This window comes from Alteromonas sp. DY56-G5, assembly GCF_041414725.1.
GTDB lineage: Bacteria > Pseudomonadota > Gammaproteobacteria > Enterobacterales > Alteromonadaceae > Alteromonas > Alteromonas macleodii.
In genome coordinates, this window is the sequence record NZ_JANHZQ010000034.1 from 1 (window position 1) to 25,826 (window position 25,826).

Sequence of the window (25,826 nt, forward strand, 5' to 3'; positions counted from 1 at the left end):
TAATTATGGCTCTGGCTGAAAAGTTAACCCACGAAAATGCGGGGGCTAGCACTTTTACAGGGAGTCATTGTGTCTAGCTTCCCAGAGGTTTTAAATTGAAACTTGTATTTTTTTTAAGTCTATGTCTTTTATTAGTCGGATGTTCAAGCACATCTGAACCAGTTTCTTTCAAAAATAGTCGAATCGGTGTTGACTACAAGCTAAATGAAACTTTAAAACTATGCCACACCCACCTTGGCAAGACAGTATTCCAAAACACTGAAGAAATTTACCCTATTACTGAAAATGTCAACGCCTTAGTCACAAAAGGCTATGTTGAAGGAATTAAAAACACTTTTAACACTCCCGTTCAAATAGACTCTAGTATTGATTGGAGCAATTATTTAAGTTACTCATCCTGGGACGCTAGTGCCAAATTGGTGCCACAGGGATTAAATAAGCTTAGAGAAATTCAAGCTAAGTATGACTTAGACTTTCTCCTTGTCGCGAGAGACTACGAAAACTTTTATAAAGGCGAGGCTTGCAGTGGCGCATGGTTCAAGACTCAAATGAGCGACGTCAGGAGTTTTGTCCCTATTTATGTAGCGCTAGTATTTGACGCTAATTCTGGAAAATATGTTGGTAGTACATTTATTACAAATGACCACCATAGCTCTGTTTATCAAAATTTTAACGACGTTTCGAAACTAGAACACAGTGAAGTCTTAAAACTTATTTATTATTCTGAAGATGCAGCAACTAAAGCAGCAAGTATGTTCTTCGAATAACAAGGAAGCTAACAAACGCATTAACACTCGCTACGCTCGCTAGGGACAAAAACACGTAGGCTCCCTTCGCTTCGCTCAGTATTATAGCCTACGTATTTTTGCCCGTTATGCGGGCCGTTATATTTTCGGAGTAAGTTCAAATTGAGATGGATTTTATTAAGTTTATTATTTTGCGGCGCTTCGAACGCATCAACTTGTATTGTTACTGAGGAACAGGCATTTCTTTGGAATGAAAAATATCAGCCACTTTTTACAGTTAATACTGAGTATTTTGATGGCAGTTATTCAGTAGAAATCTTATTACCCAACAAAATCGAAGATCGAGAATATAAAAATTCGGCACTATTCATCGACAGTCTCGAGGAACCATCACTGTTTATGCCTGCGGAAGCTCTCGAGCGTGATGAAGGAAAAGTAGTTTGGTATACCGTTGGAAATGAGCTCGTTCGAAAACACTTTTTTGTTTTTTCATACGGCGAAGGCTGTGGTATTTCGGTAACATTGCCGGTTGTTTTTAACTAAAATATAACACATATGAGCCTCCGGGCTGTCAATGAAAAAAGATAGCCCCTTGACCACTATTTCAAGATCAATACCGTTGCCTTTTTAGAACTCGTTTACTTCGTCTGTCATGGCTGATGTTAGGCAAATTGCCTACGTCAAACACATGTAGAGCTGCGCCGGTCACCGGCTCTTGTTGTTGCGCTTTTCAATTCCTTTTGACTGGCAACGGCACTAGACATTCATCGGTTAACCTTCCTCTGTCCTATTCAAACCTAAGTGGCTGCATTGACCAGTTAGTATCAGGTTCAGTGAAGGTGTAAGCAAATTCGTAAAAAGGTATAGATGCGCAACAGCCGCATGTCTAATCAAACCAACAGGTTTTGGCATATCGGTATATTTATCGATGCTGCTTTTGCAGAGTACTTTGCGATAAAAGAGATACTCACCATTTAACCAGTTAGATGTTTAAGCTCATGCCCACTGTGCGACTTAACCGTTTAAAAAGCGCTCTTCATCGAATACCTGCCGGTTCTTCAACATAAAGTAAGTACATCGCCCAATTTTATGAGCGAGTGCAGATAAAGCCTTCGCCTTGCTCATTCGTTTTTGCAGCTTGGCTAGATACCGTTTCGCGTTGTCATTACCTTTAAGGTACAACACTGCTGCTTCACTAAATGCCCATTTTAAATGAGCATTACCAATCTTATTTCCCTGCGTACCATGCGTTTTACCGGCCGACTCAGCTTTGCATTTGACTAACCGTGAATACGAGGCAAACTTCTGAACTGATGGAAACCGTTTAATATCGCCAACTTCATACAAAATGGTGAGGGCTAGAATTTTCCCGATACCTGGAAACGACTTTAGAATATGTAAATCTGTTGCACAGTGTGTTTGTGCTTGAGTCTTTACATAATGTTCAATCTTGTAGAGCTCACTCACCATGGTTTCGATTATATTTAGATTTAAATCCATACTCTTTTGCACAGCTTCGTCTGGAAAAAAGTGGCGCATCTTTTCTCTATCAGGTGAGTTTCTTAAATCTAACCGCGTTTCTAAAGCGGGTAAGTTGTATTGACTGACTGTGCTAGCAACGTGCGCTTTCAGTTGAGCACTCATTCTCATTATGTGCGTGCGACGGCGAAGCGCATCTCGAATCGAACGATGCTCCTTCGAATAAGCATGCGCAAGCGGGAAGTTCCCTCCGCGCATTAATTTCGCTATCTTTAGCGCGTCTATTTTATCGTTTTTCGTTTTACCTGCATGAATCGCTTTCATATAAAGCGCGTGGCCAAGAATAAAATCGATATTGTGCGCTTCGCAGAAGTCAGAGACCCAATACCAACAGTGCATACATTCCACTCCAACAACAATATTGCCCAGATATGGCGTTAGAAGCGCTAACAGTTTATCGGGTGAATCATCTATTTTTTTGTGAACAAGAATGTTGTTTTCATTATCAATAATGCAGACGTAAAGCAGCCTTGTGTGAAGATCGATTCCACAATAGTACGGATGTGTATTAGTATAAAAGTTCATTGAGTTTTCTCCCTTGGTTTGGTCGCCTATTAGGATAAACTCAGTTTATGCTGATAGGGAGGAGGCTCAATGATTATCAAACCGCTGTAGACGCAAGCGGGTTGGGACATATACTCTTAGGCTTCCCTCTCTGCGCTCGGTATTATAGCTTACGTCTATTTGCCCCTTAGTGGGGCTTTGAATTCCACAAGGAAGGTACATGTTTAAACTTTTATGGTCTTTTATTTTAATTGTTTCTCTATCATTCGTGCCTGCGCAGGGTGGTGAAACAATAGTCGATTTGAACGAAAACACAGTAATTTATCACGGTAAATTATCGCCATCAGCAAATCAGAAACTTCTTTTAATTCTGAAAAGTGGTAAGAGTAAAGTTGAATGGCTGTCTATAACGTCCGAAGGAGGTGAAATCAATCATGGAATGGATCTTGGCAATATTGTTCATGACTATGATTTGAAGCTTGAGGTCAATGAGTATTGTCTCTCATCATGCGCTAACTACGTTTTTTCTGCAGCAAATCATCACAGGATTTCGAATCACGCAGTTATTGGTTTCCATGGTGGTACAACCGGGATGGAGAAGGAAATATCATCGTTTATTGATGCTCTTCCAGAGGAAGAGCGGGAATTAACAAAGCAGAGCTTAGAAAAATATATGAAGTCAGCTGTAATTCGTGAGCGAAACTTCTTCGAAAAAATTGGTGTGGACCAGCGAATAACAACACTAGGGCAGTCTTCCGAATATAAAGAGTTCGCAGAGAAAGAAGACTTTATCGGCTGGTACTATTCACTCGAAGGGCTTGCTACGCTGGGCGTTTCTAACATTGATGTAGTAAACCCTCCTTGGTCATATCAACATTTGAGCGAAAAAACTAAGTTTTTCAAAGTCAGAGTAGGCGGCATTTAACATTGGGTTATGTCAGCCCATATGGATACGAAGCAAAATACGCTTAACATGGACGTCCACTTTTAATGGGGAAGACCAATGCTTTTCAGAAAGTTCATCAATAAGGAATGTTATGAATCTAAATGCAACATTTTGGGGGCAAGCACTCTTCATCCTCGCTTTAGTTGTAATTTTCTTTACCATCAAATTCGCTAAAGGAAAGGCTGACAATATCGGGTTGGTTGTCATTTACGCCGTCTTGCTCAACTTCTTGATTCCGCCTGTTGGGTGGTTTTATTGTTACCGATGGGCAAATAAATAATTGCCTAGAACAAATATCATCCTCTTTGTAGCTAGTTTTTTTACTAAAGTGAGGTGTGAAAGGTTTTAATTTGTACACATATAACAAGCCAATGAGCACGTTCGCTGCGACGTTAGCTACAGAACTTTGTAGATCAGTTAAGGTCGAAGTTTGAGACAGCAAAATACGTTAAAAGGAATTACCATGAACAAAAAAGCTTTTTTTATTGGCTCAGCCACTTTGCTATCTTCACTGTTAGCCTTTCAATCATTTAGTAACCCAGCTCCCTTAAATTCAGTCCAAAAATGCGCATCTCTACTCCCAAGCGGCTACAACTTTTCCATGACCATAAATGCTAAGATAGATACGACAGCTGACAAACCAGTAGTGTCAGGCATTCTAGATTTAACAGACGGTACCGAAATACTCCCCCCAGAATTAAGTTCAAAAGTAGAGCCTTTCAAACAATGCGTAGTAAAGCTGATGAAATAGACAACATGGCTCAGGTAACCACAAGCCATGTGCTTTCAAAATAGATGTCGGCCTTACAAATCAGCCAAGTTCGTCTCTCGACTGTATCTTCCCTAGGGAAGACACAATGTTTAGTCGTTATTTACCTCTGGTAACTATCTAACGGGATATTTATGAAAAGCAAAGATGTAAAGGTAAAAGCCAGAATAGCCAAGTTATTGCTTTCATTTTGCTTTGTAGCCTGGGGAGTCACTTGGGTTTATGCATTTATTGCAGATGAATGGGGGTTAATCGCAGGATTTTTTAAAGGCTTAGTACTTGGTGGCTGTTTCGCTGTCATTCCTGCTGCATATGCGATTTATTCATTATCACAAACTAAGTTACCAACATTCAAAATAGTACTCGGTATATCACTAACTTGGTTGTTAATTGTATGCAGTTTATATTTGGTTTAACAGGCCGTAATCTACCAAGTTTCTTTCACAGGATTGTGAGTAGCCAAATCAATCTAAGAGGGATTTATGCAGACTGCGCTAATTATTGTTATTCCAGTAGTTGTTGTTTTGCTGATTATTGGAATTCTAAAGCTCAAACCGTTGTTCAGTTATATGGCAATTTTTGGCTTAGGAGTACTGTCTTCATTCGTAGTGGAGTTCTTTTTTTGCTCTGGCCTGCAAACACAGTGTGAAGCAGATGGGTTAAATATGGTGGGCTTTTTCTTCCATTCTTTTTATGTGATAGCAATTTGTTCAGTTTTTTACGCTATTATGCCTCACCTTTCAGAACAAAAATCGCAGTAAATTAAATGTCTTAACAAAAAGACGATTAAGACTGTAGTATGTAATTCAGAAAACTTGATTCTATAGGCTGTAGTTCAAGTAAATAAAAAATAATTCGTTGAAATCAATGGGTATAGAAACGAGTAGAGGTTATTCGTCTACATTCGGTGAGCTTGGTGCAGCCCTTGTAATTAGAAATCAAAAGATAAGGAGTTCTTTTAATATGAGTTTTTGGCAAATCATTATTTTTATCGTGCTTTTCAGCCTTACACTTCTACCAGCGTTAATTGCCTTAACATCCAAAAAAGCTAAAGGCATACACAAGTTAGCATGGGGGGCCATTTCCCTTTTCTTTTCGTGGTTGGGGTTTTTAATCTATTACTTCTTTGCAATTAGAGGTATGAGCAAGCAAAGTACATAACGATTCGTTGTTACGCTCCACTTTAAGATGCCCTTTATTAGACGTTATACGGTGATAGGAATTTAGATAACATGAAGATTAAATTGATAGTAATCTTGTCAATATGCGTAATCTCAACAGGGTGCGCTTCAGCTTCTGATAGGGCTGCAAGAGACTTTCTTGATGGGGCTAGTGCCAGTGCTGAAAAAAGACAGCGAGAAGAATCTACTAACCGATACAGTAAAAAGCGTGACCATAAAAACGATGCTATAGAAGATACGGTGTCTGGAGCACTTACCGCGCTTTTTAGAGGTTTGTTTAGCTCTGAAAGCGACGATAACTAGTGAAAGATAGTTTCCTAGCATGGCGTGCGAGTAGCGCTTTAATGCCCTTTTCAAAAGGTATTATTTGCTTACCAACAGTATTTCAAAAGAGGTCTGCCCGTTGGAATTAAAAACCATTGGTTTGTTTGTAATTACTGCACTTGCTGAAATTGTTGGGTGCTATCTGCCCTACTTATGGTTGAAAGAAGATAAGTCCATATGGTTGTTAGTACCAGCGGCTATATCGCTCGCGCTTTTTGCTTGGCTGTTATCACTTCACCCGACCGCTGCCGGGCGCGTATACGCGGCTTACGGTGGTGTTTACATTTTCATGGCTATTATGTGGCTTTGGCTTGTTGATGGAGTGAAGCCAACGTTATGGGACTTGGTGGGCACCTTTGTCGCTATGATTGGTATGGCGATAATTATGTTCGCACCAAGAAGTCATGGATAAAAGTCTTGCTTGCAATAAATAACGAAGAAAACGCGATGAAGATTACCTTTATTCCAAGTACGAACCTACCAAGGGCTGCTGAGTTTACCTTTAATAACATGCGCGATTATTACGCTCAGTTTGCGCCTGATTGGGACGTCGACAAAGTGCTTGGGGTTACCGCAGAGCTCATTAATTACGACATTCAAGTAGACAGCGAAACGGTGGGGGTTATGCGCCTTCAATACGACGGTAACACCTGTATATTGCGCGACCTTCAGGTCATACCCAGCGCACAGAACAAAGGCATAGGTAGTGCTGCCATTGAAGAAGCAGAAAGACTAGCCTTAGGGGCCAATACTAACTCGCTTGACTTACGAGTATTCAAAGTTAGCCCTGCAGTTTCGCTTTATAAAAAAGTGGGATTTATCATTGAAGGTGAAGACGACCGCTTTTTTAACATGACTAAACCCTTAAGCACTTAACAAACAGGCTTGTACCGCCGTCTATTCAGAATATACCTAAAGGCCAAAGCACATGAAGATTATTATTGATGATCTCACCGGAGGAGAAGTGCTAGCGCTTTTAGAAGAGCATTTGTCTGATATGTATGCTACATCGCCACCTGAGAGCGTACATGCATTAGATGTTGAAGCACTAAAAGCTTCGAACATTACTTTTTTTAGTGGCTGGAAGCAGCAACAGCTTGCGGGCTGCGTCGCTATTAAAACCCTTGATACACATAGCGCCGAGCTAAAATCTATGCGCACAGCCAAGCCGTTTAGAGGATGCGGTGTAGCGTCTCAGTTATTACTTTTTGCCCTAGAACATGCGAAAATGAAAGGGTTTAGTTCGGTAAGTTTAGAAACAGGAACGCAAGACTACTTTTTAGCGGCCAGAACCCTATACAAAAAGTTTGGTTTTGTTGATTGCGGTCCATTTGGCAGTTACTCAATCGATCCCAACAGCCACTTTATGACCCGAGCGCTTTAATTTAGTACTTTAAGAGAATTCCACATGTCGTTACCTCCTTGCCCGCATTGCCAATCAGAATATGTATACGAAGATCAGCCTCTACTTATTTGCCCTGAATGTGGACACGAGTGGAACCCGAACGAGGTAGAAGAGGAAGTCTCTGCTAAAGACTTCAACGGTACACCGTTAGTAGCCGGCGACAAAATTACGCTAGCAAAAGATTTGAAGGTAAAAGGCAGTTCGTTGGTACTAAAAATTGGAACCAAAGCCGTTATCCGACACGTAAAAGATGCCAAAGACCACCAGCTAGACTGTAAAGTAGATGGCGCGGGTGAAATGATGCTGACTGCACAATTTGTTAAAAAGGCATAAGCGGCGTTTTATTGAAAAGCCTCATTTCCTTTTAGCGCGCTTATTTTTTTGTCAACTAGGCGCGCTAGCTATTCCAATCCATCCCTTCTTAAAAATTTGCGACTTCGTTGGTAATGGTTTCAGTAAGCAAGCTAATCGCTTTCGATGACACTTTCTGAGGGTTAACTAAACAAACACCCACATGCCCAAGCTCGGGTAAACTTTCTGAATTAGATAAAACGTGTAGACCAGGTGGCACTGAACTCTTTGCAAGAACGGTTATGCCCAGCCCTTCGTTAATCGCCGTTTGTATGCCATTTAAGTCAGCAATGGTATACACCACCTGCCACGGTTTTTTGATAGCCGATAACAGATTGGTTGCTCGCTTGCGGTAAATACACGGCGACGGTGCAGCAATAATAGGCAGTTTAACAGGCACGCTATTTACAAAGCGCTGACTCCCCACCCATACCAGTTGATCTGAAATGATGTAGCCGTCTTGCTGAGGATCAGGTGTTTCTTGTAGCGAAAGAATTAAATCGAACTGGCTTTTAAGCGGCTCACTAAGTAAGTCTTTACTTAGCGCACAATGCACCTCTAGCGATATTTCCGGATAGGTTTGCGTGAACCGTCGAATAATTTTAGGCATAAGCGTTGTACTAAATTCGCTGGGAATGCCTAACCGAATATTTCCCGTAACCTGCGGTTTGCCGAATTCGGCCATCGCCTGATCGTTCAGTGCCACTATCTTTTCACCATACGACAATAAGCGACTACCAGCGCCAGTTACTGCCAAGCGATTTTTGTCGCGGGAAAATAGCTTTTCCCCAATCATTTCTTCTAGTTTTTTTATCTGTAAGCTAATGGCAGGCTGTGTGCGCTGAAGCTGCTCGGCACATTGAGTGTAGCTACCCGTCTGTGCAATAAGCACGAACGAACGCAGAAAATCTATCGATAAGTTTTTCATTACTTTGCTTTACACCTCTCTATTAGCTTTGTCTGCTGTTTTGCCTTACTAGTGCCAAACTTGCTCACAAGGCCATTTAATAAAATTATAATGCCATATTTTTTATTAATTTTATTTATTCTTTTTACACTCCTAGTATCAGATACAAAATAATGACATTTAGGAGCCAGCATGAACCCACTTAACCAGCACCTTCACGAACAAGACCCAGATATCGCAGCATTTATTGCGCAAGAAAACGAACGCCAAGAACATCACATTGAACTGATTGCATCGGAGAACTACACCAGTAAAGCTGTTATGCAGGCGCAAGGCAGTCAGCTAACTAATAAGTATGCAGAAGGCTATCCGGGCAAGCGCTATTACGGTGGCTGCGAGGCGGTGGACAAAGTAGAACAGCATGCTATCGACAGAGCTAAAGCATTGTTTGAAGCTGACTATGTGAATGTGCAGCCTCACTCTGGCTCTCAAGCGAATACTGCAGTTTATATGGCGCTATTAAACCTTGGCGATACCATTCTTGGGTTGAGCCTTGATCACGGTGGGCACCTCACACACGGTGCAAAGCCTAACTTCTCGGGAAAACTATACAACGCGATTCAGTATGGCTTGAACACAGAAACCGGTGAAATTGACTATGACCAAGTAGAAGCCTTGGCTAAAGAGCACAAACCAAAAATGATTGTAGCGGGCTTTTCGGCTTACTCTCGCGTGGTCGACTGGCAGAAGTTTAGAGACATCGCTGATAGCGTGGGCGCGTATTTACTCGTAGATATGGCACATGTTGCAGGACTTGTTGCGGCCGGTGTTTATCCCTCGCCAATTAACGCGGCTCACGTGGTTACTACTACCACCCATAAAACACTACGTGGTCCTCGTGGCGGGCTTATTATGTGTAAGTCAAACCCCGAGCTTGAAAAGAAATTCAATTCATTAATTTTTCCTGGTATTCAGGGTGGCCCACTTATGCACGTTATCGCCGCAAAAGCGGTAGCGCTTAAAGAAGCCATGACAGCAGAGTTCCGCGCATATCAAAAGCAGGTAGTCATTAATGCACAAGCTATGGCTGATGTGTTTATGAAGCGTGGCTTTGACGTAGTATCTAATGGAACCGACAACCACATGTTCCTGCTAAGTCTTGTAAGCAAAGGAATGACGGGGAAAGAAGCCGACGCGATATTAAATAGCGTGAATATAACGGTAAATAAGAACACAGTACCCAACGACCCGCAGTCGCCATTCGTTACAAGTGGTATTCGAATTGGCACACCTGCGGTCACTTCACGCAATTTTAGTGAAGAAGACTGTGCTCAATTAGCCCATTGGATTTGTGATGTGTTAGCAGCGCCAGAAGACAATGCAGTAGTACAGCAAGTGATAGATAAAGTGGCAACGCTAACAGCGGCTCGCCCCGTTTATACTAAGTAAAACCTAGTACTATACCGAGCGAACTCGTGCGTTGCAGGTAGCCACCATTACCCGCCACACGAGTTTGGCTCGTTCATTAAACTGCACTATTCCCACTCCCCAAGCGTCTTCCATGGCGCCTTGCCACACGCTACACGTTTCAATGGTATCGCCGTACAAAGGGGCTAACGATAAGCTAATGCGTAGCGACTCCAACCATTCCCTAAATAACGGGTCCTGATTACCTGCTTCACGCATTTGAGAAAGCTGTAGCGAAGCCTGTTGCTTAATACCTTGAAGCCTTTTGTAGATTTCGCGAGGGTCTTCTTGCTGCCCCAAAAGATGAAGTTCGCGCTCAATGTCGTAAGCATTGTGCCAGTGGATAGTTTGCTGCGGTTCTTTTGAACAGCCCCACATTGCCGCACTCACAAGCGAAAGCAGCATGATACGCTTACCCCATAATAAAAGGGTGGAAGGAAATAGTTTTTTGCCACGCACCAAGCTGCGAACTCCTCAAACGATGTCATCTACAGTATAGATGAGTATTGCGCTAGGGCTCGCATAAGTGCGCGTAATTAAACTAATTTACTAAGGCGAGACTTGCGAAGCACCTAAAGTGCTCTGCGCTCTCGTTACGGTAGGAAGTGGCTAGCTAAACCACTTCCACCATATAAACACCATTAGAAACCCAAATAGATAGATTAGGCCTAAATAGCTAAGCAGCTTCACTACCACGTTTGGCGCCGCGTCTTGATGAAGCTTGGTTTGTGCCACAAGCTTATGGTTAAGCCAAGCAAACATTGGAGTAGTAACAAAGGCCAGCGTCATCGCAAAGCCTAACATTGCCAATAGCGCAGATTTAAAGAACAACACAATGATAAAACTCGCCACTGCCATGAACAGTAACACCGGCGTTACCAGCGTATTTCGTGCGTTTTTGTCTTTGTTAAAAAGAAGCGCTATTGCTTCAGCAACCACCCTCGCATAACCATCGTAAACGGTTAGCGCAGAACCAAATATGCACAAAAATGCAACCAGTGCGATAAGCCAATGCGCCCACTGTCCAATGGTTGATGAGTACATACTAATTAGCTGATGGGAAAAGCCGATACCGCTGGTACTTAGCTCTGTCCCGCTGCCATACAAAATTAATGCACCTAAACCCAAAAACAACAATGCGAGTAGCACCGTCACTGCATAACCTAAATTAAAATCGAAAAGGGCCGACTTTGGCGTTACGGCTTGCCCTTTGCACTGGCGCTTTAACCAAAGTGAAGTAATGGACGATATTTCAATAGGCGCAGGCATCCACCCCATTGTGACTACTAAAAGGCCTAATGTAGCGAGCGTCCAAGGCGAAGGCGGTGCCACGGCAGGTGCTGGTGAAGCAGAATAATTGCTTAGTGCCACCACGAATACGGCGACTGTCGCCACCACAAGCACACCCATTATGCCTTTGGCGATATTGTCCAATCCTTCAAAATGGCCAGCGAGTAGAATGATTAAAATAAGTGCCAAAACCACTGAAGCGGACAACGTTATGGCGATATCGAAAGGAACAAAATACGACAATAAGCTTGCTGCAAACAACAACAGCGCTGCAGCATTGACCACCGACGCAATGGTATTCAAACCCAAGGCAATTGCCAAATATCGTCGTCCCATTCCCAAGTACCCTTGCTGAAGGGTTTGTTTTGTACTGATGGTGTAGCTAACGCCTGCTCTAAAGAATGGGTATTTGAGTAAGTTAACTACCAATATAAGCAGCGCTAACTGCCAACCAAACTTCGCCCCCGCTTGAGTTGATGCTACTAAGTGACTACCGCCTACCGCCGCTGTTGCCATAAGCACACCCGGGCCGAGCAATTTTAATAGTGCAATACAACGGGCAAAAAACGATGTTTCAGCTGAATACGACAAGGCAACCTCTAAATGGGCATTTCAAAATAGCCGTTAACCATATCAGTAATATAATAAACAGAAAAGAGAGTACGCGCTCATCTGCAAGGCTTGTAGTGTAAGCAGCTGTACCCAGTTTACGCGGGCTATTTAGCCGGAGATTTTAAAAGGTATACAAAGCGCCAGTGAATAAAAAGGCGCTGTTGTCGCTGTAATCTCCACGCGCAAAACCCTCTCCTTTTTTGAGGTAGGCTCCACCTAGCACTAATCGCAACTCGGGTCGCATTTGATAACGCCAGCGAGCTTCCACTTGATGGCCAATGAAACTGTCCACGTCTTGAGGTGCTTTTTGGTACCACATGGCTTTGTAACCAAGCATAATGTTGTGCGATTTTGCTGGCTTAGACACGCTTCGAAGCCCCACTGCTTTTAGGTTTCTACGTGGCATAGCCTGATATACATCAGTAGGTCCGAAATCAAAACGTCGCACGCCGTATAAGGTATCAAAGTCAGAGATTGTGTCATCGCTTGTGTCGTTGTCGCCACTGATATAGTCAACTTCAGCTCTAAGAAAGGTGTTGTCTGTAATCTGTTTCCCAACATAACCAAACAGCATATATGCACGAACGTCTTTCTCGTCTGTATCGTTAGCAGATGCAGTTTGATAAGAAGTTCCCTTTTGCCCCACCACCTCTATATTTGTTATCAGGCCATTATCGAAAGGCTGGGTATAGTCCACACTCAATGTGTACAAATCACGGTTTTTGGTGGCAAGTGCTTCACTATCGTCTTCTTTTAACCAGTAGCTTTGCAGCTTAACGTTGTTGTCTTTTGACGCAGCGTACACACCAAAGAATTTTCGTTCGCTAAAGCTTTTGTCGAACGCGCGTTCGTTCCCGTCCAGACTTTCACTGTCAGTAGGAAAGCGAGATACCGGCAGCACGTACACCCCGTGTACTTGCCAATCTGCAACTCTTGCTTCCACCACTATTCCATCATAGCTATTGGTGGCATTGCGATAGGCTGTTTTGGCCAATAGCCTGCGACTGCCGTAGTCGAGCTCCATACGCCCTACTTTTATCGCAGACACTTCGTATAAGCCTGATTCTCGTTCAGGTTTGTAGGTGATAAAAAACTGTGTAGGCTCTAGTGTATTAACCTGATTGGCCGTTAGCGTTGGATCGTTTTCATCCAGAAACACTCGCGAGTCACGTATTTCAATCGTTGCCGCGAGGTTTTGATAACTTACCGTAGAATTCACGATAAAGCGTGTTGAAAGACGCTGATTACTTTGTTCTCGAGCAGCTGATGATGTTGGAAATATAGGGTTATTCAACGACTCGTAGCGCACTCTAAACGAGCCAGAGACATCAAAGGTTATTTCATCACTCGACGCGTTGGCTAACGGGGAAATAACAACGAGTATTAGCAGAAGGCATGTGCTCAACAGCGAGCGAAAACGACCACGCCCGTAAAGTCGCACAAATAAAGGGCTGCGCATTAGGAAATAACCATTACATCAGTATCATGTGCACTGAAGTATATAGATTATTTTTATTATCGCACTGCCCTTTTAGTTTAATTTATTATGCCTTTGGCGTTTAGCCAGCGGGGCTTATCTATAGCCCCTTAGGCCTGAAACGCCAGCTAGCGTCTGTCAAAATTCACTTTTTTCTGCGGATGCTGATAGTAGCCTTCTTTTAGAAGGCGTTTAAAGCGGGTCAGTTTTCCGTCCAGCGTTAACTCTTCTAACCCTTTATTAAATAGCGACAGAATAAGCTGACTGTCACTTTCGCCTTTAGGCACTAACAGATGCGTGGTTACAGTTGAGATAAACGGCTTAATGGGCATCACATCTCTGCGGTCGCCACTATCGAAATCACGCTGAAGCAAGTACCATCCGGTTAACTCATCAATGGGAAAAACGTCAATTTTACCGTCAATCAGCGCCTGTAAATTGTCTTTGTCTGTGGAACTTTCCACAACATTACTGCTGCTTTTAATGTAAGCGGCAAGTTCATCGTTGTATAAATACCCTTCTGTTACGCCCATCTTTAGGTCTTTTAAGTCGCTTAATTCAGCCCAAGTATCAGGGCCCTTTTCAGCATTAACATAAAACACCAAGCTTTCCGCACTAATAGGGTTACTGTGGAAAAACTCACTTTCCCGGGCGCGCACAAAATTGCCGTATGAGATGGCGTCGTATTCGCCTTTCAGCGTTGCTTCAAGCGCTTCTTCCCAGGGTAAAGATACAAACTCAACTACAACGCCCGTCTCTAAAAACGCATCAGCGATTATGTGATTGATATAACCGTCGTGCTGCATATCAGTTGACGTATAAGGGGCATACTCTGTGGTCGCTATTCGCAGTTTCATCCACGCATGGGCAAAACTTTGCATTGGAACTAGCGCTAGTATAAATGTCGCTATTAATAGTAATCGCATGTCAAAGTCCTGTTAGTGATTAGAAGTAAATACCAAGGTTTATGTTCAGGCGGTGGGTAGTTTCTTGTCTACCACCTAAGTCGAGTCCCACGCCCGGACCGCCTGAGAACCACATGTTTTTGCCTTGGATACTATCTACATATACAAACAATTTATCCCAGCCAAAGCTACAGCCGTTTATCCACTGCGACGAGTTTTTCCCTTCACTTCCTTCACCCTTTGCCACGCTGTACTCTGAATAACAAGTAAGTGATTCTATGTGAGTAAACTTATAAGGCACAGAGTACACAAGGTTTGCTGAATAGGTTTTACCGTCGGCCGCGGCTAAGAACGGAAAGGTGAAAGAGGATAGCGCTATGCGATCGTCTGCTTGCCCTTCTGGTGCAGCCAGATCGTATTCATAATCGATATACTGCAGTTCGACTTTTAGGTCGCCTTGGGTATGGCGCATATGCACGGCATAGGCATTCATATCACCATCGTCCAGGGTATCCAGGTTTAAGATGTTGCCGTATTGGTAAGACACGCCAATATCGGTAGTGCCTCCGCGAATAAAGTTTGCTGTGTAGTTAGCACGTAAATTATATTGGCCGTCTTCTTTATTTCGATATTCACCGTCGTCCGCCACGTCGAACGAATAGCGCCCGAACTCAGCGGCATCGTTGTACTCGTCGTTCATAAAATAGGCGGCTTGAAAATCCCAGTTGCCCCAATCGTGGTTTATTTTCACCCCAGCATCGTAATCATCTTCGAAGCCAAGGTAATAATTTACCGAGAACCAAAAGTTGTTACTGGCAAAGGGCTGCAAACCAAACGGTGTTTGGGTTATACCTGCTGTAATCTCGGTTTGCTCATCGAAATGATAAGTCAGGTCGGCGAACCTTACTGTGTCGAAGTCGGTGTTTTCGTACCATCGATATTCGGCTTTATAGCTAAATTGATCTGACTCACCCGACACGCCAAGTTTGAATGATTCAAATTCGAAACCATCCCTAAACTCGGGGATTTGCCAGTCTTGATGCCCGTAGTTAACCCTAACATGGCCGCTTAAATTAAAGGGAAGTTCGTCGGCATTTGCGAAGCTTGAGGTGCACGAGGCTATTGAAACTAAAGAAAATGCGGATAGTAGCTTGTTCATTACTGTTCCTGTATTGAATTTTTGGCGGGAACCCTTTGCTAAAAAATGCCTCTAAGAAACATGAGGGGCGTTCAAGCGCTTAGGTGTATCGCGCACCAAAATAAATCCTTCAGTACTAACAATACTGAGCAAACCTTAAAAAAAGATCATTTGTTAAGGTCAGACTTCTGTGAAGTGACTCATGGAAATTAATCGCCCCCCGCGAGGCGGCAGATATACCAATCCGCATAGATCATTACCAACTCAGAAGGCGCTGGCAAGTTTCCTAGCGAAGCGTGGGAATGCAGGAATGGCTGTTTCCTTTCAAATTCCCAGAATGAAGCTAGGAAGCTTGCCAGACCTTCCCGAAGGGCGAGTTTAAAATGTCCGTACTCTTTGTTGTGTCACCTTGATGTAGAACCACTATACCTGCGGTAACACGCCGCGATTACGAACATTTTAAATCTCGCTGAGTGGGAAATGATCTATGCGGACTGGTATTAAACATTGGTCGTTTACTGTGGAAAGTGAAGCGCTATGTATGCGCGGTAAATGTGGAAAGTTTTGCTGTGAACGTCAGGTCTACTCTACTAATTGGTCGCCACTTGAACAGCGAATAGGGGAATATGTGAACATAGCGTGCCAGCTTTACGACTACATCGAAATTGCCTGCATGTATGGGCTTGAGGTGAGCGTAGTATTAAAAGACGGGAATACGGTAAAGGGTACAGCACTGACCACAGTTATCGATAAACGCAACGACGTGGCCACAGAGTGTATTCAAATGTCCATCGACACATCCACGCAAAATATTGCGCTTAATGAAACCGCTCAACTTCACGCAATAACTGACAACCCGCATTTCAGCTCAGTCAGCTTTTAGGTAGTATGCGCAGCTAACTTAGCTTAACTTTCAAAGTGATCCTGATTTATGACGCAAAACCTCTCGGCCATTACTTTTTTTGTAGACGACTACGACAGTGCCATTGAATACTTCACCACGGTTTTAAACTTTACCTTAACCGAAGACAAAGTAACCGGCGAAAACTCGCGTTTTGTTCTGGCAACCCCACCACACAGTGCTACGAGCTTGTTGTTGGCGCAAGCAAAAAATGACACAGAAATGGCACTCATTGGCAGCCAAGCCGCCGATAAAGTATTTTTAATTTTGAATACTGACGACTTCTGGCGCGACTTCAATGCCATGCAAAGCAAAGGGGTAGCATTTTTAGAAACCCCTCGGAAAGAAGTGTATGGTACGGTAGCCATCTTTAGAGATAAGTTTGGCAATAAGTGGGATTTGATCCAAACGACCTAATTGCACTTTATATAAGTGCGCCTTGTCGTTGCGATATTTTTTGCGGCAAGGTTTTAAATGAATAGTGTAAGGAAGTAGAGGAGAAGTAGCACGTGCAGGCCATGAAGCGTTCCATTATTGCTGATGTTGTTGCAATAGCGGCAATAGCACTGTTGATCACTACGACGTTTTATTGGATAGAAGCAAGGCGCGAAGTCATAATTCTCTGCGATAACTTTACGCCTGGCGTATCGAAAAAAAGTGTCGAACGCCAGCTAGATACTGCAAACTTATTGTTGTGGGATACAGAGTTTGTTGCAAATGGCAGCAAAATCGAAGCATATAGCCCTCTACACTTAGGCATTATGAAATGCAGTGTAGAGTTTAATAAGCAAGATACCGTTGTATTCTCTATTGTTGAGTAATCAGACTCCCTAGAAGTTTCCTCTACTTTTTGCGATTTATGTGAACCAGGTTGGTGCAACGTTTACATCGACGCAACACCCTATTCACCGGTGCGCTAAAAGTCGTAAAGGCAAACTTACCTTCCGCCATTTATCGCACCGAGTTAACTTTTCATCTCGCTGTAACCTACTGTGTTGTAAACGTATAATTACGCTGTGTCTTCTTAACGCAAACTTTTTCTTATGCAAAAAACAAAACACAGTGTCATCGAGGATGTTTTCGCCCTGATAAGCGCCGGCTTGTTTGTTGCTTTTGGCGTATATTTATTTCAGTCTCAAGACTTAATGGTAGGTGGCGCGGCAGGCTTAGCGCTGTTAGGTACTTATGCCGTAGATATGGACTTCGGCTTGCTATTCTTTCTGATTAACTTACCGTTTTACACCCTAGCTTGGACGCAAATTAGCAAGCGTTTCACCATTAACACCTTTATATCCGTCACCACGGTTTCTGTACTAACTGAGCAAATTCCAGCGTTTGTGGATATTAGCCACGTAAATCCATTTTTCGCGGCGGTATTTGGCGGTATTCTAATTGGTGTAGGTATGCTGATGATGTTTCGTCATAGCTCAAGCCTTGGTGGCGTTGGTATTATGGCGTTCTATTTACAACAACGTTTCAATATTAGAGCCGGTACATTCCAGCTAACCGTCGATAGCTGTATATTACTTAGTGCTCTGTTTTTCATCGCTTGGCCTTTAGTGCTAATTTCAATTTTAGCGGCATTTTGTTTGAACATGGTTATTTCGCTTAACCATAGACCAGAGCGTTACTTCCCAGTGCAAGGCGAATCTGAATCAAAAAAGGCAAACGCTGAGTCAAACAATGCCGATACCAATCACATTGAAAATCGTGCTGAAAACAGCCTAAAACAGTGCTTAGACAGCGAGCTTCGCGCACAAAACAGCTAAATTTACTCAGCCAGTCTTTGCCATTCGGTCATAAATTTTCGCTGTTACTCCCCTCAAAAAGAGACAGCAGCGATGATTAGGGCAACAAATAAAAAGCCCGGTTAGGCACAACCTAATCGGGCTTTCTTGTATCTTTTATTTGTATTCCTAGACGCCTACAACAAACCTATTGCTTCTTCTGAACAGGTCTTGACGGTCGACTTACTACTCCACGGTTCACTCTTGGACGAGAAAACGAAGTACGCATACAAACCTCACTTATGAGTTGTTGCTCAGCACAGTTGGAGGCGAAACATTCACCGCAATCCCGCAACCAAGCCGATACAGTATAGGCTCAAAATGGGGGTAAAAGTCTCATTCTTTTAATGAATAGTGCTTTATTAAAACTTATATGAAGTCTAGCCAAATTGGCACTGCTTTGAAAGTTAAAGGTATTTTACAATGCGCGGCACCCGTTGAGAAACGCGGGTCATTAATTCGTAGTCGATAGTGTCAGCATTAGCCGCAACTTCCTGAATTGGCACATTCTGCCCCCAGAGTTCAACTTCATCGCCCACCGCGACGTTGTCGATATGAGTTACATCGATTGTGATCATGTCCATAGAAACGCGGCCAGCTAAATAGGCACGTTTACCTCTAATCATTACCGGCGTACCGTTTTTGCAGTGTCTTGGATAGCCATCGGCATAACCAATGCCTACGGTTGCAATTTTGCTGGGCTTACTTGCTACCCAGGTTTGACCATAACCAATTCCCTCGCCTGCCGGTATGGTTCGTACCGCTAATACACTGGAGCGAAGTGTCATGGCAGGGTAGATTTCAATGTCGAGATTTTGTGAGGTAGAAACGGCACCGCCATAAACCCCCACACCTAAACGGTTCCAAGCATTTCGACTTGCAGGCCAGTTTACCGTGGCGGGAGAATTAGCCACGCTGGTTGGCAAGTCCAATTTACTCGCTACTTGATTGAACGCATCGATTTGCGTGTTGGTAAAGTTATTATCTACATCGTCAGCGCACGCAAAGTGCGTAGCAATAACCGTTTGCTCGCTAAGTAAATGATTGTACTTAGCAGCAATCCCTTCGATATCGGAAAGGGCAAATCCCAACCGGTGCATGCCGCTATCCACTTTAAGCCAAATATGCGGGCGCTGCTGTTCGGGGCAGCTTTCTAACCACGTAAGCTGTTCTTCGCAGTGCATAACTAATATACAGTTATGCTGAAATGCCATTTGGCACTCTTTTGCCTGATGTGCCCCTTCTAACACCACAATAGGCGCAGAAATTCCCGCGTCGCGAAGCGCAATGGCTTCTTCAATTATTGCTACGGCAAAACGCGAAGAAACATGCTGAAGAATGCGCGCTACATTTACTGCTCCATGACCATAAGCGTCGGCCTTTACTACCGCCATAGACTGGCTTGAGGGCGCTAAAGCAGCAAGGGCTTTAAAGTTATGTAAAAGGGCATCAGCATGAATGATAGCTTGCGTTTGTCGGCTCACAGAAAAACACGTTCCTTAAATGTTTAATGAGAAAGAATATCGAAAGCCAAAGTGTACCACGAGAAACGTATTAGCTGCGCAGGATTAATAATGAAAAACGTACCATCTAACGCAAGGTTTCTTATGGCATAAAATACCGTTATGCTTTGCGCTAGCTCATTATCACAATTTCGTTGCCCCAAGGTTTTTAATGTCTTCGCACAATTCTTCTACTTCAGAATCATCCGCCAACGCCAGTATTAAAAATACAGTCAGTACTGACAATCAAGCGGCAGGTAATAAACCCACCGTTAACGAATTAGCCCAGTCACTGAATAAAATTGTGTCAGAAGGCAGAAACCCAGACACCCTCGATATAGACACGCTAAGCACGGAAGGCATTCTTGCCCGCATTAACAACGAAGACGCGAAAGTGGCAAACGCAGTTACCTCGCAAATTCCGCAAATTGGAAAAGCGGTGGATGCTGCAACCATTAGCATTAAAAATGGTGGCAGGCTTATTTATATAGGCGCGGGGACCAGCGGCAGGCTGGGCATACTTGATGCGGTAGAGTGCCGCCCCACGTTTAGCGTGCCTGATGAACTGGTTGTTGGCGTGATAGCTGGCGGTGAAAAAGCCATTCAGCACGCCGTAGAAGGTGCAGAAGATGACGTCGACGCGGGGCGTGCTGATCTTGTAGCGCTGTCCTTAAACCACAACGATACCGTTATTGGTATTTCGGCAAGCGGTCGTACACCCTATGTAAGTGGCGCACTGGAATATGCCCGTTCGCTTGGCTGCTTTACCGGCGCTATTGCATGTAGCCCTAACGCCGCTATTTTTACCCATGCTGATGTAGCTATATGCCCAGTTGTTGGTCCTGAGGCACTTACTGGCAGTACGCGCATGAAGTCGGGTACGGCGCAAAAGCTAATTCTTAATATGATTAGCACCAGCACAATGATTAAGCTGGGGAAAACCTATCAAAACTTAATGGTAGATGTGAATGCCACTAACGAAAAACTAAAAGCCCGTGCGCTTCGCATTGTTATGCAGGCTACGGACTGCAGTGAAAATGCTGCTTTAGCAGCGCTTAGTGCGTGTAATAACAAAGCTAAAGTTGCTATTTTAATGGTATTAACGGGGCAATCTGCCGAGCAGGCCGCCGCTCAATTAGATGCTAGCGGTGGGTATTTACGTTCCGCCGTGAATAAAAGCGAATAACCACGGTAGCCTAATGCTATGAAAGTTTTAACTTCGGTCACAGTGAACAAGGTTTTTAGACGCCTAACGTCGAGCGCATTCATTGCAGTACTTTCTCTAGCACTAATTAGCTTATCGCTTAACGGCTGTGCACAGCAAAGCTTATCTACACATGTATATACAAGCGGTGCAGGTGGCAACGCGAAGCAGCCTACACTAGGGGATAAGCAGCCTGTATCAAGCACTAAGCAGTTTACTGTAGGCGCTGAACGCTATTCGAAATACCTGCCCTTGCTAGCAGGTAAACGGGTTAGTTTGGTGGTAAACCAAAGCGCGTTGGTTTCGAGCCACAGCGCATTGCCTTCTAGCACGGTTGAGCCTGAAGAGCGCGAATCGAGCAACAGCTTGGCTACACAAAAAAATAAGATAAAGACAAGCCAGCGCAATCAGCATCTGCTTGATGCCCTACTTCAACGCAGTGTTAATGTTGTAAGTATTATGTCGCCGGAGCACGGATTTAGAGGAGACAAAGGCGCTGGCGAAAAGGTAGATAGCAATATTGATGCTAAAACCGGTATACCTATTCACTCCCTTTACGGCGCAACCAAAAAGCCTACCCCCGACATGTTGGATGGCATCGATGTGATTGTTTTCGATATTCAGGATGTAGGCGTACGCTTTTATACCTATTTAAGCACCTTGCACTATGTGTTGGAGGCGGCCTTTGCGCGTAATATCGACGTTATCGTGTTAGATAGGCCAAATCCTAACGGCCGTTATGTTGACGGCCCAGTACTTCAATCTGAATTTTCGTCGTTCATTGGCATGCATCCTATTCCCGTCTTACACGGTATGACCTTGGGCGAACTTGCTCAAATGATTGTGGGGGAACAGTGGTTAGATATTGACGTGAGCAGTTATGACAACGCTAAGCTTACCGTTGTCCCAGTGCAGGATTATCAACGCACTGCACATTATTCATTGCCCGTAGCCCCTAGCCCTAATCTGCCAAACGATTTATCGATACTCCTTTACCCAACGCTGTGCTTTTTTGAGGGCACCGACGTGAGTATAGGTCGCGGCACTGACTTTCCCTTCCAACTTATTGGCCACCCGTTTGTTGAATTTGGTAAAACCGAGATACCGGTAAATGCAAATAGCGCAGCGCCCCACCCTAAACATGAAAATACTCTGCTAAGTGCACATGTCTTTTCTTATGCTGATCCAACGATCTTTGAAGGCTCTGACTCTAAGCAAACAACTCACAAGCGCTCACCAATTAGTGGCTTAGATATCGCTACATTGATAGATGCCTATTCTCGTTTTTCTGAATATAACAAGATGATCAGCGCCAGTAATGCCTCTGAAGAAACCTTCTTTACTCGCCCAGATTTCTTCGACAAATTAGCGGGCACTGATGCTCTACGAATTCAAATTCAGACTGGCAAAACGCCTACAGAAATTCGCCAAAGTTGGCAGAAAGATTTAAATAAATTTAGAGAAAGACGAAAGGCCTATTTGCTTTACGACGACACGGATTGATCGACAGATAAACACCTTTAGCTTTGAGAATTTGAGGTATCATATCAAGGTAAATGTGGAGGAAGTGTTAGCGATACTAAACTTACCACATAATGTGTAAGTAAATACTCACACCCGCATACCCCCAGATTTAATGGAAGCTAAAAAAGTTAGTAAAAACTAACCTTCTTCATTTTTTGTTTTTACCAAAGCTGCGAGCTGAGCTTCAGCGGTGGCTTTTTGATGTTTAAGCTCATCTCTGTTTTCGCCGTCACTCTCAGCGATTTTTGCATCAATATCGGCGATCGTCTGCATCAGCGTTTCTTTACTTTTTTCTTTTTGCTCGGCCTCTTCAGCTTTGTCAAAAATAACGTCTTCAGGAGATGCTTCTTCTTGTTTAGTGTGTCCAGGCGATTTAGCTATCATTTTCAAGCCGTCAGGTTGGGGGCGTTGATTCATAAAGCTAGGAGAAACAATTTCGATATCGGCATTATGCAAAGCGTCGAGTACGGCTTTGTGAAGTCTTGAACGCGCGCTCAGCAAACTCTTTACTTCGGTTAGTAGACCTGAAATGCGATAACTTACTGAAAAGTCGCCTAACCCAACTACTTGTACAAATGGCTCTAACAGCTGAGCATTTTCAGCTGCAACAAGTAAGTGCTTTTCAATAATGCTGTGATGAATATCGTAACCTAAGCTGATATCCACACTAACAATTGCGCCAGACGCTCTGGTCACAGAAACGGGCGAATTCACCATCAGCGTATTGGCAAAGGCAATAAGCTCTCTGCTCTCAGTCTGAATTTCCACATCGAGCAAGCCCATTTCGGTAACGCGACCGCTGTAGCCTTCTACCTTGATAAAGTCACCCACTTTAAACGGACGATTTACACGAAGTACGATCCCCGCCATCAAATTCCCTACCATGGTGGTAGAAGAAAAGGCAATCACACCTGATATAAGTACGCCGATAAGTGCAATAACCTGATTTCTAGTACTCTCACTTACAGGGAGCGTCATTGCAATTACAACAGCGCCAATGATAGTAAGTACCAACATTCCAACTTGGCGAGGTAACTTCTGCTCACTAGTAAGATGGCTCTGCTTGGCTAGCAGAAGGTAGTGCAGTGCGATGAGCGCACTTATTACCAATACAATAGCGACAAGAAGCGGAACAAAAGGGAACAACGCACTTAATACCGTATCGACTAATGAAGTTTGCGTAGCACCTGATGTATTTGTTGTATTCACGGTATTTCCTTTTGAAATGGCTTTTGAATTGGCTTTTGAAATGACTTTTGGCTTGGCTCTTTGTTCGCACTTAAATGGGCAATATCTTTGGTTTTGGTCTCTGCTTTCGCGTGGCCACCTATTTCAACGAAACAGGTGAACGTCCCTCAGCGAGCGCGCTACCAAGTATTACATCAACCAAAGCATTAAGACTATAGCTCGTAACGTGCTGATTTTCTTTATCACTTTGCTGTGTAATGTTCACCGCATAACTAAATGTAGCAATAGCAACATCGGCTAGCTCTTTCACGTCATGCGCTTTATATGGCATGCGCAGTGGAGCAAAGACCACGGTTTTATTCTGTGCTTTCGCAGCAACCATTATTTTTTTGCTAAATGCCATCACCTCAGTCTCGCTTGCGCGTCGTTTCACATGCTCAGGTAAATCGACTCCTCCTAATTCATAGTTAGCATGTAGCGGACTAATATTACCAACCACCAGCACGTCAGCTTGTTTTAGTAGATTCATTGCTAATTGGGTTTTAGGTAACGCAGTTAACGGCAAACACGCAAACTCCAGAGTCTTATTGTTGAAGTTGGAACGTGCGCGTGTAAGCGCGGCTTCAAATGCTAAACATCTTGCTGCGTCTGGCATAAGCGCCAACCAGCGATTTGAAGTTATTGGCAACTCATCCTTCCCGAAGAGTACAGAAACTGACGATTTAGAAAGCGCTTTCTCAATTTGAATTCCTCTGTTTTTCAAACTGTTAGGGTTATTCATTGAAGCATTTTCTTTCGCTTCATTGAGCCACCATGACATGGGCTTGGAAATAAAACTTTGCAAAGCAAAGCGCTGTTTTGCCTTAATAATACGATTATGAGACGCTTTCAAGAAAGCGCTTTCCGACATTCGATTTGCTGCATTATCCAAAAGTAACGCGAACTTTTTTATGTCGTCTTGGTTTCTTATGGTGAACGGCATAAGCGCAATATCAGCACCTGCGCTGAATGCACTGACTAATGCTTCTTCATGGGAGAAAAACTGAGTAATACCTGCCATGTCTAACGCGTCAGTAACGATAAGGCCTTGATATCCTAATTGGTTGCGAAGCAAATTGCTTAGTATCTTCTTCGACAAAGTAGCAGGAACTATTTGTGACTTACCATGCTTATCAATAATTGTCGTATCGTCTAAAGACGGGTACTGAATGTGTGCACTCATTACCATTGCAGGAGGCGTTGCACTATTAATGATATTCGCAAAAGGAAGGATGTCACCCGCCATAGCTTGCGCTTTGCTATGCGTTACTTGCGGCAGGCCACTGTGGCTATCTACATGGGTATCACCATGGCCTGGAAAATGTTTGATAGCGCTCATTACACCTGTACTTTGCATAGCACTGACAAATGTCTGCCCGAGTGCGGCTACCTGCTCTGGATTTTCCGAAAAGCTGCGTACGTTAATAACGGGGTTCTTCGGCTCGCTATTTACATCAACCGACGGCGCAAAATTGGTGTTTATTCCCAGCGGTAAAAGCGTTTGGCCAATATGAGATGCCACACTTTGCGCAAATGCGCTGCCTCGCTGATGAAAAGTGGCGCCAATGGCCATGTTACCCGCAAACGGCGAGAGCATGTCTGAAGGCAACCTTGCTACTCTGCCCCCTTCTTGATCGACAGCAATAAATAACGGCTGACGACCTGCTTTTACCATATGCTGCTGCATGGTGTAATTGAGCGTAATTAACTGCTCGGTATTTTGAATGTTCTCTGAAAACAAAATAACACCGCCGATGTTGTGCGTACTAAGCACATTTAAAAGTGACGGTGGAATTACGGTCATGGGCGTACGGCAGCGCGAAGACGGCGTATTGTCTTCACAGAAATAGCGAAAATCCAAAATGATTTTTTGCCCGAGCATGTTTTTTACAGCGCGAATTGTTTCGGCATCAGCGCTGGGCTTAGGATTATTCGAAGCGTTAGCACTTTCAGATTGAGCGGTTGCGCTAGCAGTAAACAGTGAAGCACTTAATAAAATGAGTATGCCTGACAAGATAGCGCTAAGGCCCATCAATGAAGCACGTTTTTTACAAATAACTTGCTGGAATAACAATGTTTATCTAATCCTTGGTAACACGAAGCACAATACGGTACGCTAG

The 25,826-nt window shown here is 43.6% G+C and carries 28 protein-coding genes; 18 read left to right on the forward strand and 10 right to left on the reverse strand.

What is annotated here, in order from left to right:
* The first annotated feature begins 95 nt into the window (after positions 1-95).
* Together NO989_RS15535 and NO989_RS15540 are read left to right on the forward strand one after the other, a co-directional pair.
* The gene (locus NO989_RS15535) at positions 96-767 is read left to right on the forward strand and encodes a hypothetical protein (RefSeq protein ID WP_061439344.1); all 672 of its coding nucleotides are present in this window, start codon (positions 96-98) and stop codon (positions 765-767) included.
* A gap of 141 nt (positions 768-908) precedes the next feature.
* A complete protein-coding gene (locus tag NO989_RS15540) occupies positions 909-1,289 on the forward strand; it encodes a hypothetical protein (RefSeq protein ID WP_061439342.1) in 381 nt (126 codons plus the stop codon).
* A gap of 471 nt (positions 1,290-1,760) precedes the next feature.
* Here the strand turns inward: NO989_RS15540 and NO989_RS15545 are convergent, their stop codons facing one another.
* Positions 1,761-2,810: an IS110 family transposase gene (locus tag NO989_RS15545; RefSeq protein WP_061439340.1), complete on the reverse strand. Its 1,050-nt coding sequence runs from the start codon at positions 2,808-2,810 to the stop codon at positions 1,761-1,763.
* Between the two features lie 199 nt (positions 2,811-3,009).
* Here NO989_RS15545 and NO989_RS15550 point away from each other — a divergent pair, with 199 nt between their 5' ends.
* The 9 genes from NO989_RS15550 to NO989_RS15590 all read left to right on the forward strand — a co-directional run bounded on the left by NO989_RS15550 (position 3,010) and on the right by NO989_RS15590 (position 7,747).
* Positions 3,010-3,714: a hypothetical protein gene (locus tag NO989_RS15550; protein WP_061439338.1), complete on the forward strand. Its 705-nt coding sequence runs from the start codon at positions 3,010-3,012 to the stop codon at positions 3,712-3,714.
* A 484-nt stretch (positions 3,715-4,198) separates the two neighbouring features.
* Positions 4,199-4,486 carry a hypothetical protein gene (locus NO989_RS15555; protein WP_131137123.1) on the forward strand — a complete coding sequence of 96 codons (288 nt, stop codon included), beginning with the start codon at positions 4,199-4,201 and terminating at the stop codon, positions 4,484-4,486.
* Positions 4,487-4,638: 152 nt separating this feature from the next.
* Entirely contained in the window at positions 4,639-4,920 is a 282-nt protein-coding gene (locus NO989_RS15560; protein WP_371342842.1) for a hypothetical protein, read from the forward strand.
* A gap of 66 nt (positions 4,921-4,986) precedes the next feature.
* Positions 4,987-5,265, forward strand: a complete 279-nt coding sequence (locus NO989_RS15565) for a hypothetical protein (protein WP_371342843.1) — start codon at positions 4,987-4,989, stop codon at positions 5,263-5,265.
* A gap of 471 nt (positions 5,266-5,736) precedes the next feature.
* Positions 5,737-5,988, forward strand: a complete 252-nt coding sequence (locus NO989_RS15570; RefSeq protein WP_371342844.1) for a hypothetical protein — start codon at positions 5,737-5,739, stop codon at positions 5,986-5,988.
* 100 nt (positions 5,989-6,088) lie between these two features.
* Entirely contained in the window at positions 6,089-6,421 is a 333-nt protein-coding gene (locus tag NO989_RS15575; protein WP_252119685.1) for a YnfA family protein, read from the forward strand.
* A gap of 35 nt (positions 6,422-6,456) precedes the next feature.
* Positions 6,457-6,885, forward strand: a complete 429-nt coding sequence (locus NO989_RS15580) for a GNAT family N-acetyltransferase (protein ID WP_348670497.1) — start codon at positions 6,457-6,459, stop codon at positions 6,883-6,885.
* A gap of 52 nt (positions 6,886-6,937) precedes the next feature.
* A complete protein-coding gene (locus NO989_RS15585) occupies positions 6,938-7,393 on the forward strand; it encodes a GNAT family N-acetyltransferase (RefSeq protein ID WP_014948133.1) in 456 nt (151 codons plus the stop codon).
* A 24-nt stretch (positions 7,394-7,417) separates the two neighbouring features.
* A complete protein-coding gene (locus NO989_RS15590; RefSeq protein WP_014948132.1) occupies positions 7,418-7,747 on the forward strand; it encodes a zinc ribbon domain-containing protein YjdM in 330 nt (109 codons plus the stop codon).
* 88 nt (positions 7,748-7,835) lie between these two features.
* On the opposite strand, the gene NO989_RS15595 is transcribed toward NO989_RS15590, so the two are convergent.
* Entirely contained in the window at positions 7,836-8,693 is an 858-nt protein-coding gene (locus tag NO989_RS15595; protein ID WP_371342845.1) for a LysR family transcriptional regulator, read from the reverse strand.
* A 171-nt stretch (positions 8,694-8,864) separates the two neighbouring features.
* Here NO989_RS15595 and glyA point away from each other — a divergent pair, with 171 nt between their 5' ends.
* Entirely contained in the window at positions 8,865-10,121 is a 1,257-nt protein-coding gene (gene glyA / locus NO989_RS15600; RefSeq protein WP_371342846.1) for a serine hydroxymethyltransferase, read from the forward strand.
* 9 nt (positions 10,122-10,130) lie between these two features.
* Here the strand turns inward: glyA and NO989_RS15605 are convergent, their stop codons facing one another.
* The 5 genes from NO989_RS15605 to NO989_RS15625 all read right to left on the reverse strand — a co-directional run bounded on the left by NO989_RS15605 (position 10,131) and on the right by NO989_RS15625 (position 15,582).
* Complete coding sequence (locus NO989_RS15605; RefSeq protein WP_039225015.1) at positions 10,131-10,601, reverse strand: hypothetical protein; 471 nt, start codon at positions 10,599-10,601, stop codon at positions 10,131-10,133.
* 147 nt (positions 10,602-10,748) lie between these two features.
* Positions 10,749-12,020 carry an NRAMP family divalent metal transporter gene (locus tag NO989_RS15610; protein WP_371342847.1) on the reverse strand — a complete coding sequence of 424 codons (1,272 nt, stop codon included), beginning with the start codon at positions 12,018-12,020 and terminating at the stop codon, positions 10,749-10,751.
* Positions 12,021-12,162: 142 nt separating this feature from the next.
* On the reverse strand, positions 12,163-13,500 hold the full coding sequence (locus NO989_RS15615) for an alginate export family protein (protein WP_342325132.1): 1,338 nt from the start codon (positions 13,498-13,500) through the stop codon (positions 12,163-12,165).
* Positions 13,501-13,646: 146 nt separating this feature from the next.
* A complete protein-coding gene (locus tag NO989_RS15620; protein WP_061439318.1) occupies positions 13,647-14,444 on the reverse strand; it encodes an ABC transporter substrate-binding protein in 798 nt (265 codons plus the stop codon).
* Between the two features lie 19 nt (positions 14,445-14,463).
* Positions 14,464-15,582: a porin gene (locus NO989_RS15625; protein ID WP_014975544.1), complete on the reverse strand. Its 1,119-nt coding sequence runs from the start codon at positions 15,580-15,582 to the stop codon at positions 14,464-14,466.
* A 466-nt stretch (positions 15,583-16,048) separates the two neighbouring features.
* On the opposite strand from NO989_RS15625, the gene NO989_RS15630 reads away from it, so the two are divergent.
* The 4 genes from NO989_RS15630 (at position 16,049) to NO989_RS15645 (ending at position 18,231) form a co-directional block, all read left to right on the forward strand.
* Positions 16,049-16,444 carry a Rho-binding antiterminator gene (locus NO989_RS15630; RefSeq protein WP_371342848.1) on the forward strand — a complete coding sequence of 132 codons (396 nt, stop codon included), beginning with the start codon at positions 16,049-16,051 and terminating at the stop codon, positions 16,442-16,444.
* A 48-nt stretch (positions 16,445-16,492) separates the two neighbouring features.
* A complete protein-coding gene (locus NO989_RS15635) occupies positions 16,493-16,879 on the forward strand; it encodes a VOC family protein (protein ID WP_370133754.1) in 387 nt (128 codons plus the stop codon).
* Between the two features lie 92 nt (positions 16,880-16,971).
* Complete coding sequence (locus NO989_RS15640; protein WP_014948122.1) at positions 16,972-17,283, forward strand: hypothetical protein; 312 nt, start codon at positions 16,972-16,974, stop codon at positions 17,281-17,283.
* A 222-nt stretch (positions 17,284-17,505) separates the two neighbouring features.
* Complete coding sequence (locus NO989_RS15645) at positions 17,506-18,231, forward strand: YitT family protein (protein WP_371342849.1); 726 nt, start codon at positions 17,506-17,508, stop codon at positions 18,229-18,231.
* 425 nt (positions 18,232-18,656) lie between these two features.
* On the opposite strand, the gene alr is transcribed toward NO989_RS15645, so the two are convergent.
* The gene (gene alr, locus NO989_RS15650) at positions 18,657-19,733 is read right to left on the reverse strand and encodes an alanine racemase (protein ID WP_039225023.1); all 1,077 of its coding nucleotides are present in this window, start codon (positions 19,731-19,733) and stop codon (positions 18,657-18,659) included.
* 190 nt (positions 19,734-19,923) lie between these two features.
* Between alr and murQ the strand changes: the two genes are divergently transcribed.
* Together murQ and NO989_RS15660 are read left to right on the forward strand one after the other, a co-directional pair.
* Positions 19,924-20,937 (forward strand): N-acetylmuramic acid 6-phosphate etherase, encoded by a 1,014-nt coding sequence (gene murQ / locus NO989_RS15655; RefSeq protein WP_080759992.1) that lies wholly within the window; start codon positions 19,924-19,926, stop codon positions 20,935-20,937.
* 18 nt (positions 20,938-20,955) lie between these two features.
* Positions 20,956-22,458, forward strand: coding sequence for an exo-beta-N-acetylmuramidase NamZ domain-containing protein (locus tag NO989_RS15660; protein ID WP_371342850.1), 1,503 nt, complete (start codon positions 20,956-20,958; stop codon positions 22,456-22,458).
* Between the two features lie 159 nt (positions 22,459-22,617).
* Here NO989_RS15660 and NO989_RS15665 read toward each other — a convergent pair whose 3' ends face one another.
* Positions 22,618-23,688 carry a mechanosensitive ion channel family protein gene (locus NO989_RS15665; protein ID WP_014975538.1) on the reverse strand — a complete coding sequence of 357 codons (1,071 nt, stop codon included), beginning with the start codon at positions 23,686-23,688 and terminating at the stop codon, positions 22,618-22,620.
* Positions 23,689-23,806: 118 nt separating this feature from the next.
* Complete coding sequence (locus NO989_RS15670; RefSeq protein WP_287498769.1) at positions 23,807-25,780, reverse strand: glycoside hydrolase family 3 N-terminal domain-containing protein; 1,974 nt, start codon at positions 25,778-25,780, stop codon at positions 23,807-23,809.
* Between the last annotated feature and the right edge of the window lie 46 nt (positions 25,781-25,826).